General features: G+C 44.7%; 12 protein-coding genes. 3 read left to right on the top strand and 9 right to left on the bottom strand.

The genetic code is table 11. The features are described from left to right. The 8 genes from BM739_RS18870 to sfsA form a co-directional block, all read right to left on the bottom strand. Window positions 1-533: site-specific integrase (locus BM739_RS18870; RefSeq protein WP_175609552.1), on the bottom strand; the 533-nt coding region annotated here is incomplete at its 3' end. 283 nt (window positions 534-816) lie between these two features. Then, on the bottom strand, window positions 817-1662 hold the full coding sequence (gene panC, locus BM739_RS18865; RefSeq protein WP_076543176.1) for a pantoate--beta-alanine ligase: 846 nt from the start codon (window positions 1660-1662) through the stop codon (window positions 817-819). Between the two features lie 62 nt (window positions 1663-1724). Continuing rightward, on the bottom strand, window positions 1725-2519 hold the full coding sequence (panB, locus tag BM739_RS18860) for a 3-methyl-2-oxobutanoate hydroxymethyltransferase (protein WP_076543175.1): 795 nt from the start codon (window positions 2517-2519) through the stop codon (window positions 1725-1727). A gap of 66 nt (window positions 2520-2585) precedes the next feature. Next, the gene (gene folK / locus BM739_RS18855; RefSeq protein WP_076543174.1) at window positions 2586-3116 is read right to left on the bottom strand and encodes a 2-amino-4-hydroxy-6-hydroxymethyldihydropteridine diphosphokinase; all 531 of its coding nucleotides are present in this window, start codon (window positions 3114-3116) and stop codon (window positions 2586-2588) included. 2 nt (window positions 3117-3118) lie between these two features. Continuing rightward, entirely contained in the window at window positions 3119-4456 is a 1338-nt protein-coding gene (locus BM739_RS18850) for a polynucleotide adenylyltransferase PcnB (RefSeq protein WP_076543173.1), read from the bottom strand. 167 nt (window positions 4457-4623) lie between these two features. Then, on the bottom strand, window positions 4624-5502 hold the full coding sequence (gluQRS, locus tag BM739_RS18845) for a tRNA glutamyl-Q(34) synthetase GluQRS (RefSeq protein ID WP_076543172.1): 879 nt from the start codon (window positions 5500-5502) through the stop codon (window positions 4624-4626). 190 nt (window positions 5503-5692) lie between these two features. Beyond that, window positions 5693-6136, bottom strand: a complete 444-nt coding sequence (gene dksA, locus BM739_RS18840; protein ID WP_076543171.1) for an RNA polymerase-binding protein DksA — start codon at window positions 6134-6136, stop codon at window positions 5693-5695. Window positions 6137-6254: 118 nt separating this feature from the next. Beyond that, complete coding sequence (sfsA, locus tag BM739_RS18835) at window positions 6255-6959, bottom strand: DNA/RNA nuclease SfsA (protein ID WP_076543170.1); 705 nt, start codon at window positions 6957-6959, stop codon at window positions 6255-6257. A gap of 143 nt (window positions 6960-7102) precedes the next feature. Between sfsA and pepB the strand changes: the two genes are divergently transcribed. Further along, window positions 7103-8377, top strand: coding sequence for an aminopeptidase PepB (gene pepB, locus BM739_RS18830; RefSeq protein ID WP_076543169.1), 1275 nt, complete (start codon window positions 7103-7105; stop codon window positions 8375-8377). 212 nt (window positions 8378-8589) lie between these two features. On the opposite strand, the gene thpR is transcribed toward pepB, so the two are convergent. Then, window positions 8590-9159, bottom strand: a complete 570-nt coding sequence (thpR, locus tag BM739_RS18825) for an RNA 2',3'-cyclic phosphodiesterase (protein WP_076543168.1) — start codon at window positions 9157-9159, stop codon at window positions 8590-8592. A gap of 196 nt (window positions 9160-9355) precedes the next feature. Between thpR and BM739_RS18820 the strand changes: the two genes are divergently transcribed. Beyond that, the gene (locus tag BM739_RS18820) at window positions 9356-11626 is read left to right on the top strand and encodes a bifunctional diguanylate cyclase/phosphodiesterase (protein WP_076543167.1); all 2271 of its coding nucleotides are present in this window, start codon (window positions 9356-9358) and stop codon (window positions 11624-11626) included. 158 nt (window positions 11627-11784) lie between these two features. Continuing rightward, complete coding sequence (gene hrpB / locus BM739_RS18815; RefSeq protein WP_076543166.1) at window positions 11785-14406, top strand: ATP-dependent helicase HrpB; 2622 nt, start codon at window positions 11785-11787, stop codon at window positions 14404-14406. The last annotated feature ends 178 nt before the right edge of the window (window positions 14407-14584 follow it).

The following is a 14584-nucleotide window of genomic DNA, read 5'->3' as shown; positions in this document are numbered from 1 at the left end:
AAGGTACGTTGTGGTAGCGGAACTAACCTGTCCTTACCGCCTTTAGCGTTACGAATGTGCACCTGCATCATCTGTGAATCGATATCGCCAACCTGCAGTGAAATGGCCTCACCGAGGCGCAATCCCATACTGTATAAGGCGAGAAAGCACACTTGATATCGCAGCTTATGGGTAAGGCTAATGACGATAGAAACTTCAGCAGGGGTAAGAATATCAGGCAGTCTTTGGACTTGTGGTGGCTTAACAATATTAAGCCACTCCCAGTGTTGATTAAGCACATGTCGATAGAAAAACTGTAGCCCATTACGGTCGAGTTTCACGGTGCTCCATGAATGTGACGCTATCAAACTGGCAAAATAGCGCTTTAGGTCATTAGTTGAAAGGTTATCAGGACAAGTGTCGAAATAAGCACTAATACGCCTAACGGCGCGGCTGTAGGCATCGATAGTAGCAGGCCGCTTGCCTTGCAGTGTTAAGTTGGTAAGATGTTGTTCATAAAGAAAATCAAAGCGTTGTTGCTCGTGAGTGTTCATAGTGATACTCCTAGATAACTGCCAAGGTAGGCAGGGTCTAGTAAGTATTTAAGATGGGAGAATAAAGGTGAGCTTTTATCTTTTCTGCCGCACAGCGGCTTCGTTCAACAATTGACTTAACGGCTAAAAATAAGGTTGTCGATTAGGCGAATATTGGCTAAAAAGGGCAGTAAAGTGAATTTCAAAATGATTATCTATTTGGATTCAAAATCAGAATCAGCAATTAGCTTAGTAAGACTTAGTGAATTCTCTTCTAAGTCTTACTAACGAACAAGCCAATGGTTTAACGACTAAAAGTAAGATTGTCGATTAGGCGAGTATTGCCCAAATAGGCCGCAACAAGTATAACAAAATGGTTATCTTCATCTGTCACAGGGGCTAAAGTAACTGCGTTTCTTACCGCTAAAAAGTCCATTTTAAAGCCTGCATCAATGAGCTGTTGTTTTGCTGCATCAATGGCTAGCTCAATGGTTTCTCCTGCGGTCACTTGCGCGGCAACATAATCCATTACCTTCTTTATGCTTGTGGCTTGGATTTTTTGCTGGGTAGATAAATAGCCATTTCTAGAGCTCATAGCGAGCCCTGATGCTTCTCTAACGGTGTCGATGCCGATGATGTCGATAGGCAGAGATAAGTCTTCAACCATGGCGGTGATGACCATCAACTGTTGGTAATCTTTACGGCCAAATAGGGCGATATCCGCTTGAACAATATTAAATAGTTTACAAACTATGGTTGCCACACCGCGAAAGTGTCCTGGACGACTGGCGCCGCAAAACTCTTCGCCTATTTTAGGTACTTCAACAAAGGTCTGATTTTCTAGGCCTTTAGGGTAAATAATCTCTGGTGTCGGTGTGAATAGTAGCTCTGCACCGGCATTAATCAATGCATTCTGATCATCTGCTAGGGTGCGCGGGTAAGCCGCTAAATCTTCATTTTGTCCAAACTGCATTGGATTAACAAAAATAGACACCACCACATGATCGGCTCTTTTAAGCGCTTCAGTCACTAATCTAATGTGACCTTGGTGTAAATTGCCCATGGTTGGCACAAACGCAACGGTTTCACCTTGCATATGCCATTGCTTTACTTGCTTTCTAATCTCAGCAATATTCGCGGTGGTGATCATCATTTTTACCTAAACTATTTATCCAAAATATCTATCGATTTAATTTATTAACCAGTTAATCATTAATTAAATGAGTGTTCATCAGCTGGGAAACTGCCATTGGCAACTTCTTCGATATAGGCTCTTACTGCTGCGCGTATTTCGCCAGTTTGCTTGAGGTAGTTTTTAGAAAACTTAGGAATGTAACCACTGGATATCCCCAGTACATCATGCATCACCAAAATTTGGCCATCAGTATCAGCACCGGCACCAATACCAATTACAGGTATGGTAAGCGTTTCTGAGATTTTTTTCGCCAGTGCAGTCGGAATGCATTCAACCACTAATAATTGTGCGCCAGCGGCTTCTAAAGCTTTGGCATCATCAATCATACGCTGGGCTTTGTCTTCTTCTCGGCCCTGAATTTTAAAGCCACCAAATACGTGTACTGATTGCGGAGTTAATCCAAGGTGAGCACAAACAGGAATACCGCGTTCAGTGAGCATTTTAACGCTTTCTAGTAGCCATTCTCCCCCTTCCATTTTGACCATGGTTGCACCTGCTTGCATTAGGGTACTGGCATTGCGCATGGTTTGCTCTGGCGTGGCGTAGCTCATGAAAGGCATATCTGCGATAAGTAGGGCGCGCTTACAACCGCGGCTAACGCTGGCGGTGTGATAAGCAATGTCATCAACGGTCACAGGCAAGGTGTCATTGTGGCCTTGGAGCACCATGCCTAAGGAGTCGCCAACAAGCAGCACATCGACACCTTCGCTATCAAATGCGCCGGCAAAGCTGGCATCATAAGCGGTAAGGGCGGTAAATTTTTTACCTTCTTGTTTGAATTTTATCAGGGTTGAGCTAGTGACTTTTGACATAATAAACTCTGCAAAGAAATCATATTCAAATAATAGAAATGCACTCTGAGCTATCGTTACAATGGGTTAAATTTGAATTAACTCAGCTCGCATTTCAGTGGTAATAAGGTGTTGTAATTTAGTGTTACATGGTAGCACTAAATCGGCAGCAATATCTGCCAGTGGTATTAACACAAAACTGCGTTGTTTCATGCCGTAATGGGGGACTGTTAATCTAGGCAAGTCAATTATCTGCTTGCCATATAATAAAATATCGAGATCTAATGTTCTTGGCCCCCAGCGCACATCTCTCACTCTACCTTGCTCATTCTCAATGGCCTGAAGGGCATCAAGTAAAGCGATAGGGCTCAGAGTGGTGCTAAAGCTAACTACGGCATTGACATAGTCAGGTTGCTCTACGTCTCCCATGGGTCGCGAGCGATAATAATGGGAGAGCTTAATATGCTGATTTTGGCTTAAATCTTTTATTGCAGCAACAGCATTATCTAATTGCTGCTCTGGGTTTTCAAGGTTAGCGCCAAGGGCAACAAATACCCTTGTTGCCTTTTCAGCGGTTTTGGTCGCCCCAGTGTTAACCTTAAGTGGTGTATGACTCATTGTTATTCTTGAGTATTAGCAGGCTTTGGATCTGACTTAGGCTTATTGGGGCGTCGACGTTTACGCTGCTGGGCGTTACGATTTCTGCTTGGGCCATTCTTGTTACCGCTTTTGGCGATATCAGTACGTTGTTGCTCATCGGCTTCAACAAATGACTGCCACCAATTGGCAATTTTACCAATATTGCCCGCTTCTGCTTCACCGCGCAGTAATAATAAATCGTAAGCGGCGCGGAATTTAGGGTGCTCTAATAATTTAAACGCACGGGTGCCTTGGCTACGTTCTAGACGTAATTGTAGCTGCCAAATATCTTTTGCTGGGGTGCTGAAGCGACGTGGAATGCTAATGGTGCGACATTGCTGCTCCATCACATCACCCATAGCGGCAACATGGGCATCGTAATGACTTAAGCCACTTTCTAAGGCGATATCATCAGCACGTTGCTTGAGTGGATACCACAATAAGGCCGCGTAAAAGAAGGCGGGCGTTACCGGTTTATCTTGGCTGACACGTAAGTCGGTACTGGCCATGACTGCAGTGAGCATTTTAGCGGTATTGCCACTGGGTTGCTCTTTGATTAACGCAGAAATTTGCGGAAATAGCGGCGCAAATAAACCAATATCTTGCATCATGTTGTAGTTAGCTTCTGCTTTGCCAGCAAAAAATAACTTTAGTACTTCTTCGTACATACGCGCTGCTGGGATATCTTTTAATAATGGCGCTAACTCTTTTATTGGCGCAGCCGTTACTGGCTCAATGGTCATATCCAGTTTGGTAGCAAAGCGCACCGCACGTAACATGCGCACCGGATCTTCACGGTAACGAGTTTCAGGATCGCCAATTAGCTTGATGACTCTAGCGTCGATATCATGAATACCACCGCCGTAGCTGTGGATAGAGTAGTCACTAATGTCGTAATACAGGGCGTTAATAGTAAAGTCGCGACGTTCGGCGTCTTCATCAATTTCACCGTAGACATTGTCACGAAGTAGACGACCTTCAGAATTGGATTTGGAAATTTTGTCATCATTTTCATTGTGATGACCACGGAAGGTGGCGACTTCGATAACATCACGGCCAAAAACAATGTGTGCCAATCTAAATCTGCGGCCCACTAAGCGTGAATTTCTAAAGAGCTTTTTAATTTCCTCTGGGGTCGCATTGGTGACCACATCAAAATCTTTCGGCTCCATACCTAATAGAATGTCACGAACACCACCGCCAACTAGGTAAGCTTTATAGCCAGATTTACTGAGTCTATAGAGTACTTTTAACGCATTTTCACTTATTTGGCGTCGAGAAATAGTATGGGCATCTCTGGTGACAATGTCCAAACGCAGGCCGTCATCTTGGCTTTGTGGCTCAATGACAGGAGTGGTTTTATTGTCTTCAAACAGCTGTTTGCAGAATTGACTTATACGGCGAAAAATAATACACCTCGAACGACATAATTAAATGGTTAAAAATCTGGCGGCTATGATATACCAAATGTTACTGAATGAGTATATCACTGCTCAATCAGAATCTCAGATAGTTGTGGAATTTGGCTAATCGCAAATTGCTCTGCGGCCTGTTTTAGCATGACATCGACATCATCAATATCAACTTGTTGTTGCCCAAGAAAGCGCAATGCGGCATTGATGCTGGCTTGGGGGCGTTTTCGATCAATGGCATTAGCATAATTTTGCTTTGATAATTTAAACCCCGGCTTGGTGCAGGCTAAAGGTAGATGTAGCCAATTGGGGGAGTTAAAGCCCAAAATATTATTCATGCTTATTTGGCGGCAGCTAGTTTCCAGTAAATCGCAGCCTCTGACTATTTCAGTGATCTGTTGAAATGCATCATCTAACACCACCGCTAATTGATAGGCGTAAAGCCCATCACTGCGTTTGATGATAAAGTCTTCAGCCGCAAAGCTGTGCTTTACCGTGACACTTCCCATGACTAAATCAGTAAAATGTTCAACCTGGGCACTATTTCTGATACGAACGGCGCCTTGGGTTAATCGAGGGCTGAGCTGTCCACAGCGGCTGTCATAAACGCCGCCCATTTGTTGAATTTGTTTTCGAGTGCAATGGCAAAAATAGCCAAGATCTTCTTTTAAGAGCTGCTCAATATGCTGCTGATAGATCTCAAGCCGCTGGCTTTGATATAGCTCAGTATCATCCCAATGCAGGCCATAAGCCTCTAAGGTGGTCAATATATCACTGCTTGCACCAGCTACTTCTCTTGGTGGGTCTATATCTTCAATCCTGACGAGCCATTTACCCTGTTGCTGTTTTGCCCGCAGATAACTACCAAGGGCAGCAATAAGGGAGCCAAAATGTAACGGGCCAGATGGGGATGGAGCAAAGCGACCAATATAAGCGGGTGAGTTCAGGGACATAGCTTTTGCCTCGATTTATTGGTGTCGACCTAAAAGGTTACTGCTTTTATGTCTGAGCCGATAAACAAGTTCAGTTAATCCTAAAAGTAAAAATCAAAAAATACAAAAGGCGAGAATAATCTCGCCTTTTGGTATCAATACTGCCCAGCCTCATAAAAAGCAAGCTAGCAGTGTTGCGGGTTACAAATGCTTAGCCAGCCATTTGTCTTTCTTTTATTTCTGCAAGCGTCTTACAATCGATACATTGATCAGCTGTTGGACGTGCTTCTAAACGGCGAATACCGATTTCAATACCACATGAATCACAGAAGCCGAAATCGTCTTCTTCAATTTTTTGTAATGTTTTTTCAATTTTCTTGATCAGCTTACGTTCTCTGTCGCGTGCTCGAAGCTCTAAGCTAAATTCTTCTTCTTGAGCTGCACGGTCTACAGGATCTGGAAAATTAGCAGCTTCATCTTGCATATGGTTTAAGGTGCGATCAACCTCTTCGCGTAACTGATTACGCCAAGCGTCTAAAATGATCTTAAAATGAGAGCGTTGCTCTTCACCCATATACTCCTCGCCAGCTTTCTCCTGGTAAGGTTCTACACCTGCGATAGCGAGTACGCCAAGTTTTTTGGTGCCTTCAGGCATAACGCATCTCCTGTAATAATTAGTGATTTTATGTGCGTCTAAAATTTATGGCCGCTATCTATAGCAGAAACACTAGAGCGTGGCAAATTATTTGATTAGTAAGTTATACTTTTTTGAACTAAACAATGACTTTGCACCTACGAGTAATTTTGCTGGATAGCGCCGACAGTTCGGTTTGGTAAGCTAACACTTCAACCCCACTGTTAACTGATTGCTTTAATAATTGTGCATATTGTGGATCGATATGCGCAGCAGCTTGAACGAGATTAATGCCGCTATGTTGGACGACAAAAAGTAATACCGCTCTGTGACCTAGACTAGCCATATGCATTAACTCACGCAAATGCTTTTGTCCTCTAGTGGTAACTGAGTCAGGAAAATAACCTGCTGTTTGCTCTAATAATGTACAGCTCTTTATCTCAACGTAACATAAAGGTTTAGTTTCATCACTGAGTAAAATGTCGATACGACTATTTTCATCACCATATTTCACTTCTCTTTTCAGTGAGGTGTAACCGCCAAGTTCAGTGATGACGCCATTATTAATCGCCTCTTCGGCTAATGCATTGGCGCGGCCGGTATTAATGCCAATTAAATGGTTTTCGGGGGTGGCACTGAGCTCCCAAGTATTTGGGTATTTTCTTTTTGGGTTATCTGAGGTGGAAAACCAAACCGTTTCACCGGGAAACAAACAGTTTTTCATCGAACCAGTATTGGGGCAGTGAATGGTGATTTCGCTACCATCATCAAGTTGCACATCGGCCAGAAAACGCTTGTAACGCCTCAGTAAAGTGCCTTGTTGCAAGGGAGGGCTAAAGTCCATTAAAAAAGAATGCTCCTAAAATTATTTATTAACAATTATTTTTACTAAATGATGCTGAATTAGTCACGTTTATTTAGTGATTTACAGTACACTTAGCTTATTGGTTATCTAAGTTACAACGCAAGCATAACAAGGACATTACAATGGAAATTATGACGATTACCCTAACACGAGAAGCGCCACAGAGCCTTTGGGGTAAAGCAGATGTGAGCTTTCAAGGTCATCAAGCGCTGATCCATTTAGCTGCAGCAGATGAATTACGTCAAGTACAAATGGCGGCTAGAAAAATTCGTAGTCAGGGTATTAACAAGGTGCAGCTTGACGGTGAGTTATGGAGCCTTGATTCACAATGGGCTTTTTCTCAAGGTTTTACCACGGCCAAAGGCCCATTCGAAGTACTCTGGTGTGGTGACGCGAGCACTCAAGCCACTTTATCTCATCGCTTTGAGGCAGCAAGTTTTGCGCGCAAATTAGTTAACGAAACCCCTGAAGAATTGTCTCCGGTTATTCTTGCCGAGCACGCAGCAAACTGGCTCAAAGCCATTGGTGGCGACAAGGTCAGTTTTGAGATTTTTGAAGGCCAAGAGTTACTCGAAAAACAATGGATTGGTTTGCATGCTGTTGGCCGTGGCAGTGAGCGTCCGCCAGCGATGCTAGTGCTTGATTTTAATCCACTCGCAGCCGATGCCAAGGTATCCACCGCCCTTGTGGGTAAGGGCATTACCTTTGACTCAGGCGGTTACAGTATTAAGCCTTCAGAAGGCATGCTGGATATGAAATGCGATATGGGCGGTGCGGCAACAGTGACAGCAGCGCTGGGTCTAGCCATGAAAGCTGGTCTGAATAAACGGGTTAAATTGTTTTTGTGTTGCGCCGAAAACCTCATCAGTGGCCATGCTTACAAGTTAGGTGACATCTTAACTTATAAAAATGGCGTTACCGTTGAAGTGGTTAACACTGATGCTGAAGGGCGTTTAGTGTTAGCTGACGGACTGCAAGCTGCATCAGATACTGGCGCAGAGTTAATTATTGATGCGGCAACACTGACAGGCGCGGCAATTATGGCAGTGGGCAATAATTACAACGCGATATTTTCACCGCAAATGGAAACCTTGCAATTAGCACAACAAAAAGCGGCCACTGTTGCTGAAAATGTCTGGCCTCTGCCATTGGATGCTTGGCATAAAGATATGTGCCCTTCACCTTATGCAGACACCGCCAATAGCCGCGCAATGAAAGGCGGCGGCGCAGGCGGCGCGTCAAATGCAGCAGGCTTCTTATGGCGCTTTGTGAGCCCAGAGGTTAACTGGTTGCACATGGACTTAGCGGGCGCATATGCATCATCGGCTACGCCATTATGGAGTGCAGGTGCTACCGCTCATGGAGTACTGACTATTGCTGCAATGCTAGAGCGATAATGCCTATAGCAATGGTGTTATAGCAAAATGTTAGAGCGATAGTGTTAACGCTATAATTCTTTAGGTCTTTAGGTCTTTAGGTCTTTAGGTCTTTAGGTCTTTAGGTCTTTAGGTCTTTAGGTCTTTAGGTCTTTAGGTCTTTAGGTCTTTAAGTCTTCAGGTTTTAGCTTATAGATTCGAGAAACGAAAGCTGCCTAGGCAGCTTTTTTTCGTTATGGCTGTAACGGCCATTGCTTCAACGGTTTATATATAACCCCTTGGGCATGAGTAAGGGATTCATAGAGGGTTAAATGGCTGGCTTTTGTATTTGTAGCGTCAGTGAGTGCAGGCAACTTTTCTACAAGGGCTAATGGCTCTTTATGGGCTGACGGCTCTGACACACCTCTAAATAAGCTGATATGGGGTCTAAATGCATGCTGAGTTTGATAAAGGTGTAATTGTGATGCCATTGATTTTAAGCTGTGGGCAATGTGCGCCAACGGTTTTTCGGCATCACCTTGAATGCACAAGACTTTCGCTTTAGGCCAGTAAGCAAGTTGTTGCAGTGGTTGTTCAAAAACGCTGAAATGCTGCTCGGTGATATGCCGATCAATCTGCAGCATCTGATCAGGACTAATTTTGCCTAAAAATGCGGCGGTTAGATGTAAATTCTCCCGCTTAACGGCGCTAACCTGTATACTCAGATGCGGCATTAATTGCTGCTGATATTGGCTCAATTGAGCGCGGTTTGACTCTGATAATGCAATGGCAATAAAACAACGTTTATGGTGATTTTTAGTCATGGGTCTCCTTAACGCCATTGGTCATAATCTGTTGTTAGCATTATTTATTATTATGACGTTTATCGTGAAAGACATCTTAGCTTAATCGACGACAATAGTTTACGGTTAGGTGAATTAACAGCAAGGCCAGTGAAGCTCCGTTTAGAGGGATACTGTATAATGACAGCAAAAATGCTGCGAATAAATGAGTCATTGAATGAGCAATAGTGAACTGAAATCAGTATGGGCTAGCCCGCAGTCTGCTGAATTAAATCACTACCTGTGCTGCGATAAGGTTATGGCTGACATTGATGCATTGCAACTGCAATTAGGCGTCGATGAAATCGTGGTTTTACTATCCCAAACAACTGAAAATCTGGCCAGTGGTAAAGTTTACCATGCCAAGGCGTTGCAGGCTTATCAGCACCAGCACCAGCATCAAGGTCAAGCCTTAGATCAACATCAGCATCAACAGCATCTTCAGCGCCGTGCTAATAACGCACTAATAGGCCAATCGCTAGCCGCCTTGCCTGATTTATGTGAACAATTACTCGCACCAGAGAGTGCTGATATCAGTGTCACAACCAGCCTTTTGCAGCGCCAGATAACTGATTTTGTTCAGTCTCAGCCCGAGGTGTTTTCACTCTCTTTGAGTAAAGCGGTGCAAATAGGCAATACCAGGTTGATTTTTTTGCCGTTAAAATATCAATTAAATTGGCAGCTTGAGGCCTCGGACGGTGTCAATTGTCCTATGACAAGGCTTAACGAAGCTAGCCTAAAGCTGGCATCTGAAGCAGAGTTGACTCGCGTCTCGCAATTATTAACAAACAAAGAAGCCCAATACCTTGAGCTTTTTCAGCAGCTGCCAGTCGCCTGTGCGCTCATTGATAACGACAACTGTATTAGCAGTCAAAACCAAGTGGCGAGCCAAATTTTGCCGTCAATGAGTAATCCAAGTCTCTATTCATTAATCAATGCCGATGACCACATATTGTTGGATGATTGCCTACACATTGTCAGAGATGGAGCACTGCATCAGTCATGGTGTGAAGTTCCACTACTCAAAGCGGGCGTGACTCACTGGTATAAAATCAGTTTTTGCCGCGCATTAGACATAGAACAGCAATTATTGATGATGATTGAAGATGTGTCAGAACGCTATCGTTTAGCCGATGAGCTGTCATTTCAATCCAACTATGATCCGCTTACCGGCCTGCCGAATCGGTTACAGTTTGAGGCAATGCTTGAAGAATTAATTGAGCATAAAGATCGCTTGCCTGTTTGTGTGGCCTTTATGGATCTCGATCAATTTCAAGTGGTTAATGATATCAGTGGTCATCAAGCTGGGGATGAATTGTTACGTCAGGTGTCTAAGCGTTTGAGCTACTTACTGCGTCATGGTGATGTGGTGGCTCGTTTAGGTGGTGATGAGTTTGGTATTTTAATGTACCAAGCGGATAAAGCCTCAGCGCAGCAAGTGGGCAACCGCATTTGCCAGCAATTATCCGAACATGAATTTATTTGGGGCGAAGTTAGCCATAATATCGGCGTCAGTATGGGCATGACCCTGCTGGATGGGAAGTCAGAAGACATTTACCGCATTATGAGTCAGGCAGATGCGGCGTGTCGTATCGCCAAAGAAGATGGCCGTAATCGCTGGCATTTCTATAGTAAAAATGATCCCCAAGTACATCATTTATATAATCAAATGCTGGCCTCCGTTGATATCGTCTCGGCGTTGGCGCTTAATCAGTTTGAATTATTTTATCAACTCATAGAGCCGCTAAACTCTGACGACCGTGGTATTCACATGGAAATCCTATTGCGCATGGTGCAAGAGGATGGCCGTTTTGTATCGCCAGGGGTGTTTTTACCTGCTGCTGAGCGCTATAACCTGGCGTCAAAAATCGATAGCTGGGTTATCGACAACCTTTTAAAGTGGGGCGCACGCAATAGCGAAATTTGGTCACAATTGTCAATGGTGTCACTAAATTTGTCAGCGCTGTCATTATCCGATAGCAAGTTTATGGATTGGCTGGAAATGCGCTTGATGATTGAACCAGAGCTGGTTTCTAAGTTGTGCTTTGAGATCACCGAAACCGCCGCCGTGAGCCAACTTGAACAGGCTACCGCCTTAATTGATCTTTTGCAGCCCTTAGGTTGTAAACTGGCTTTGGATGATTTTGGCTCAGGCTTTTCAAGCTTTGCTTATTTGAAGTGTTTAGATGTGGATTTTGTCAAAATTGACGGCCAGTTTGTGGTTAATGTTTGTCACGACCGCAGTGATAAAGCCATTGTGTCGGCCATTTGTCAGCTGGGTAAAGATATGGACTTTGAAGTCATTGGCGAATTTGTTGAAAGCGCTGACATTGGGCGGCAATTAAAACAGCTTGGTGTCAGCTATGGCCAAGGCTACGCCATTGGAAAACCCGCTCGCTTGCAGGATTTATCCTCAGGGGTTAGAACGCCGTGGTTAATCGATTTATAGGCGATTAGCTTTTCGTTTCAGCCGTTAATTGTCAATCTGTACATGCTTTGATTTGCATATGCTGTAATCTGCACCCGCTTCGATCTGCATAGAGCCGTAGCATCAATAATCGTTTATGAGTAAACTGAAGCCAGATTTTCGCCGTTAAAGTATCTCCTTTGAGCTCATTACCTATTCAAGCCTTATTTGCGCCATTACAACAGGCGCTGGGCGATCATTCGCAAATTATCCTCGAAGCGCCAACGGGTGCCGGTAAATCCACCGCACTACCTCTGGCAATGCTGCAGTGGCCGCAAATTAGCGGCAAAATCCTCATGCTGGAACCAAGGCGGGTTGCTGCTCGCAGTGTGGCGCAGTTTATTGCTAAATCCCTAGGGGAAAAAGTCGGTGAGCGAGTGGGCTATCGGGTCAGAGGTGAGAGCCGAGTTGGCGCCAATACCCGCTTAGAAATTGTCACTGAGGGTATTTTAACGCGGATGATCCAGCAAGACCCAGAGCTTGAAGGTATAGAGGTCATAATTTTCGATGAGATCCATGAACGCCATTTACCCACAGATCTGGGTTTAGCACTGGCATTAGAAGTGCAAGACTCGCTGCGCGAAGATCTTAAAATTATTGCCATGTCGGCAACCTTATCTGGCTTACCCTTAAACCAATTAATGCCTGACGCTGCCACATTAGTAAGCCAAGGCCGAAGCTTTGATGTTGAAACACTTTACCGACCGGTAATGGGGCAAGTGCAGTGGCTTAGTCATTTAAGCCAAGTGGTGATCGACAGTGTCAGCAGTAACAACACAGTCCCAAGCGACTATCAACATGGTTCGGTGTTGGTGTTTTTACCCGGTAAAGGGGAAATTAATCAGCTACAGCGATTATTAAGTCAGCGACTAGACCCAAATAAATTTTTACAGTGTCCTTTATACGGTGATTTAACGCCTGCTGAGCAAGATAAAGCCATTTCTCCCGCCCCAAGTGGCAAACGTAAAATCGTTATAGCCACCAATGTTGCCGAGTCAAGCTTAACCATCGACGGCATCACCATTGTGATAGACAGTGGTTATAAGCGTGAGGCGAGCTTTAACCCGCGCACAGGTGTTAGTCGATTATCCTTAAGGCGTATAAGCCAAGCTTCGAGTATTCAGCGTGCAGGCCGTGCAGGGCGCTTACAAAAAGGCTGCTGCGTGAGATTATGGGGCCAAGAAGAGCAAAGCCGAATGATGCAGGCCGATGCGCCTGAAATCACCCAAAGCGAGCTGACGTCAATGGCGTTTGATTGCGCCTATTGGGGCGTGAGTGATATTGAATCCTTACCGCTATTAACCAAGCCGCCAGCGATTCATCAACAGGTAGCATGGCAATTACTTGCCAAGCTTGAGCTGGTGGATGAGCAACATAAAATTACTGCTCAAGGCCAAGCGGCCTATGAGCTAGGTTGTCACCCTCGCTTAGCGCACATGTTGCTGACTTCACAAGTCCTTGCTAACTCCCAGCAACAGGCTGACTTAGTGTTACTGGCATGCTTACTTGCTGCAGTGCTAGAAGCGCGAGGCTTACCGAAAAAAGGCGCTGATATCAGTCAGTACCTAGGCTTAGCGACCCAAGGACAAATGGCAACCCAAGTGAATAAATGGCAGCGGGCGCTGTCTGCTAAAGGCGATATCAAGCAAGTGGCTCGCGACGCCGCCAGTCGTGATATCAGTTTATTATTGGCGCTGGCCTACCCCGACAGAATCGCCAAAGCTCGCGGTAAACAAGGTTTTGCTCTCAGTAATGGCACTGGGGTTACTATTGATGCTGAAGATGCCATGGCCAATCAAGCTTGGTTAGTGGTGGCAGACTTTCAAGAAACCCAAGGCCGCAATGCAGGGCGAGTCTATCTTGGCGCAGCGATTAACCCTGAGCATTTTCAGCAAGAGCTTAAATTTTTAACCCATGAGGTTAAAATGTGTCAGTGGGATGAAACCAAAGGGCGCTTTTTTGCTGAAAAGCAAACCCGAGTGGGTGAGATTATTATTCAGCGCGCTCAAGAAACTCAGGTTGATAATAAATTAATTCAGCAAGCATTATTGAGTCACATCCGCACTAAAGGCTTAACTGTGCTGGATTTGGGCGAAAGTTTTTTGCAATTACAATATCGACTGAAGTTGGCCCAGCAATTTGCGCCGCAACATGATTGGCCAAACCTTGATGACACCAGCTTGCTAACAAGCTTAGAGCAGTGGTTAGCGCCATATTTAACTGAGGTGAATTCCATTGCCAAATTACAAAAACTTGATACCTTTGGCCATGTGAAAAATCTGCTGACATGGCAGCAACAACAAACGTTAAATGAATTGCTCCCTACTCATTGGCAAATGGCTACTGGCACCCGAGCGCCGATTGAGTATCAAGTGGCCGCTGCTCAGGCCGCAGAAAGTGAAGCCGTTGGCAGTGATAGTGATAGTGATAGTGATAAGCTGAGCATGGATAATGATGCCAGCGACAGCAATAAAGCCGTCAGCGGTCGAGCGCTATTAAAAGTGCGCCTGCAAGAGGCTTTAGGTTTATCGCAAAGTCCGCAATTACTGCATGGTAAGCTCACTGTTACTATGGAATTATTGTCGCCAGCCCAGCGACCTATTGCAGTCACCGCAGATTTGGCCAGTTTTTGGCAAGGCCCATATATTGAAGTAAAAAAAGAAATGCGTGGCCGTTATCCCCGCCATTTATGGCCTGACGATCCGGTTAATACTACCGCCACTAAATTTACTAAAAAGAAGACGCCAGGCTTAAATAGCTAATGGCGATAAAGAATTAAAAACAGATGACAGAAACGACAAAGATGATGGCTGCTCAAGCGCCTAAAAAAAATGCAGCAAAAAAGCCTGCCGAAAAGCAGTTAGCGCCTAAAACTCCAGCGGCTAAAACCGCTGCGGCCAAGAAACCCGCTAGCAAAAAAGCGGCGAGCAAAAAGCCCAG

Source organism: Shewanella sp. UCD-KL21, assembly GCF_001957135.1.
Classification (GTDB): domain Bacteria; phylum Pseudomonadota; class Gammaproteobacteria; order Enterobacterales; family Shewanellaceae; genus Shewanella.
This window is presented reverse-complemented; position numbering and strand designations above follow the sequence as displayed.

What these genes read in the sequence shown, in the direction of transcription:
- dksA (WP_076543171.1), bottom strand. Translation starts at nt 6,136, where the DNA reads ATGCCTGAAGGCACCAAAAAACTTGGCGTACTCGCTATCGCAGGTGTA.
- pepB (WP_076543169.1), top strand. Translation starts at nt 7,103, where the DNA reads ATGGAAATTATGACGATTACCCTAACACGAGAAGCGCCACAGAGCCTT.
- thpR (WP_076543168.1), bottom strand. Translation starts at nt 9,159, where the DNA reads ATGACTAAAAATCACCATAAACGTTGTTTTATTGCCATTGCATTATCA.
- panC (WP_076543176.1), bottom strand. Translation starts at nt 1,662, where the DNA reads ATGATCACCACCGCGAATATTGCTGAGATTAGAAAGCAAGTAAAGCAA.
- BM739_RS18820 (WP_076543167.1), top strand. Translation starts at nt 9,356, where the DNA reads ATGAGCAATAGTGAACTGAAATCAGTATGGGCTAGCCCGCAGTCTGCT.
- panB (WP_076543175.1), bottom strand. Translation starts at nt 2,519, where the DNA reads ATGTCAAAAGTCACTAGCTCAACCCTGATAAAATTCAAACAAGAAGGT.
- sfsA (WP_076543170.1), bottom strand. Translation starts at nt 6,959, where the DNA reads ATGGACTTTAGCCCTCCCTTGCAACAAGGCACTTTACTGAGGCGTTAC.
- gluQRS (WP_076543172.1), bottom strand. Translation starts at nt 5,502, where the DNA reads ATGTCCCTGAACTCACCCGCTTATATTGGTCGCTTTGCTCCATCCCCA.
- folK (WP_076543174.1), bottom strand. Translation starts at nt 3,116, where the DNA reads ATGAGTCATACACCACTTAAGGTTAACACTGGGGCGACCAAAACCGCT.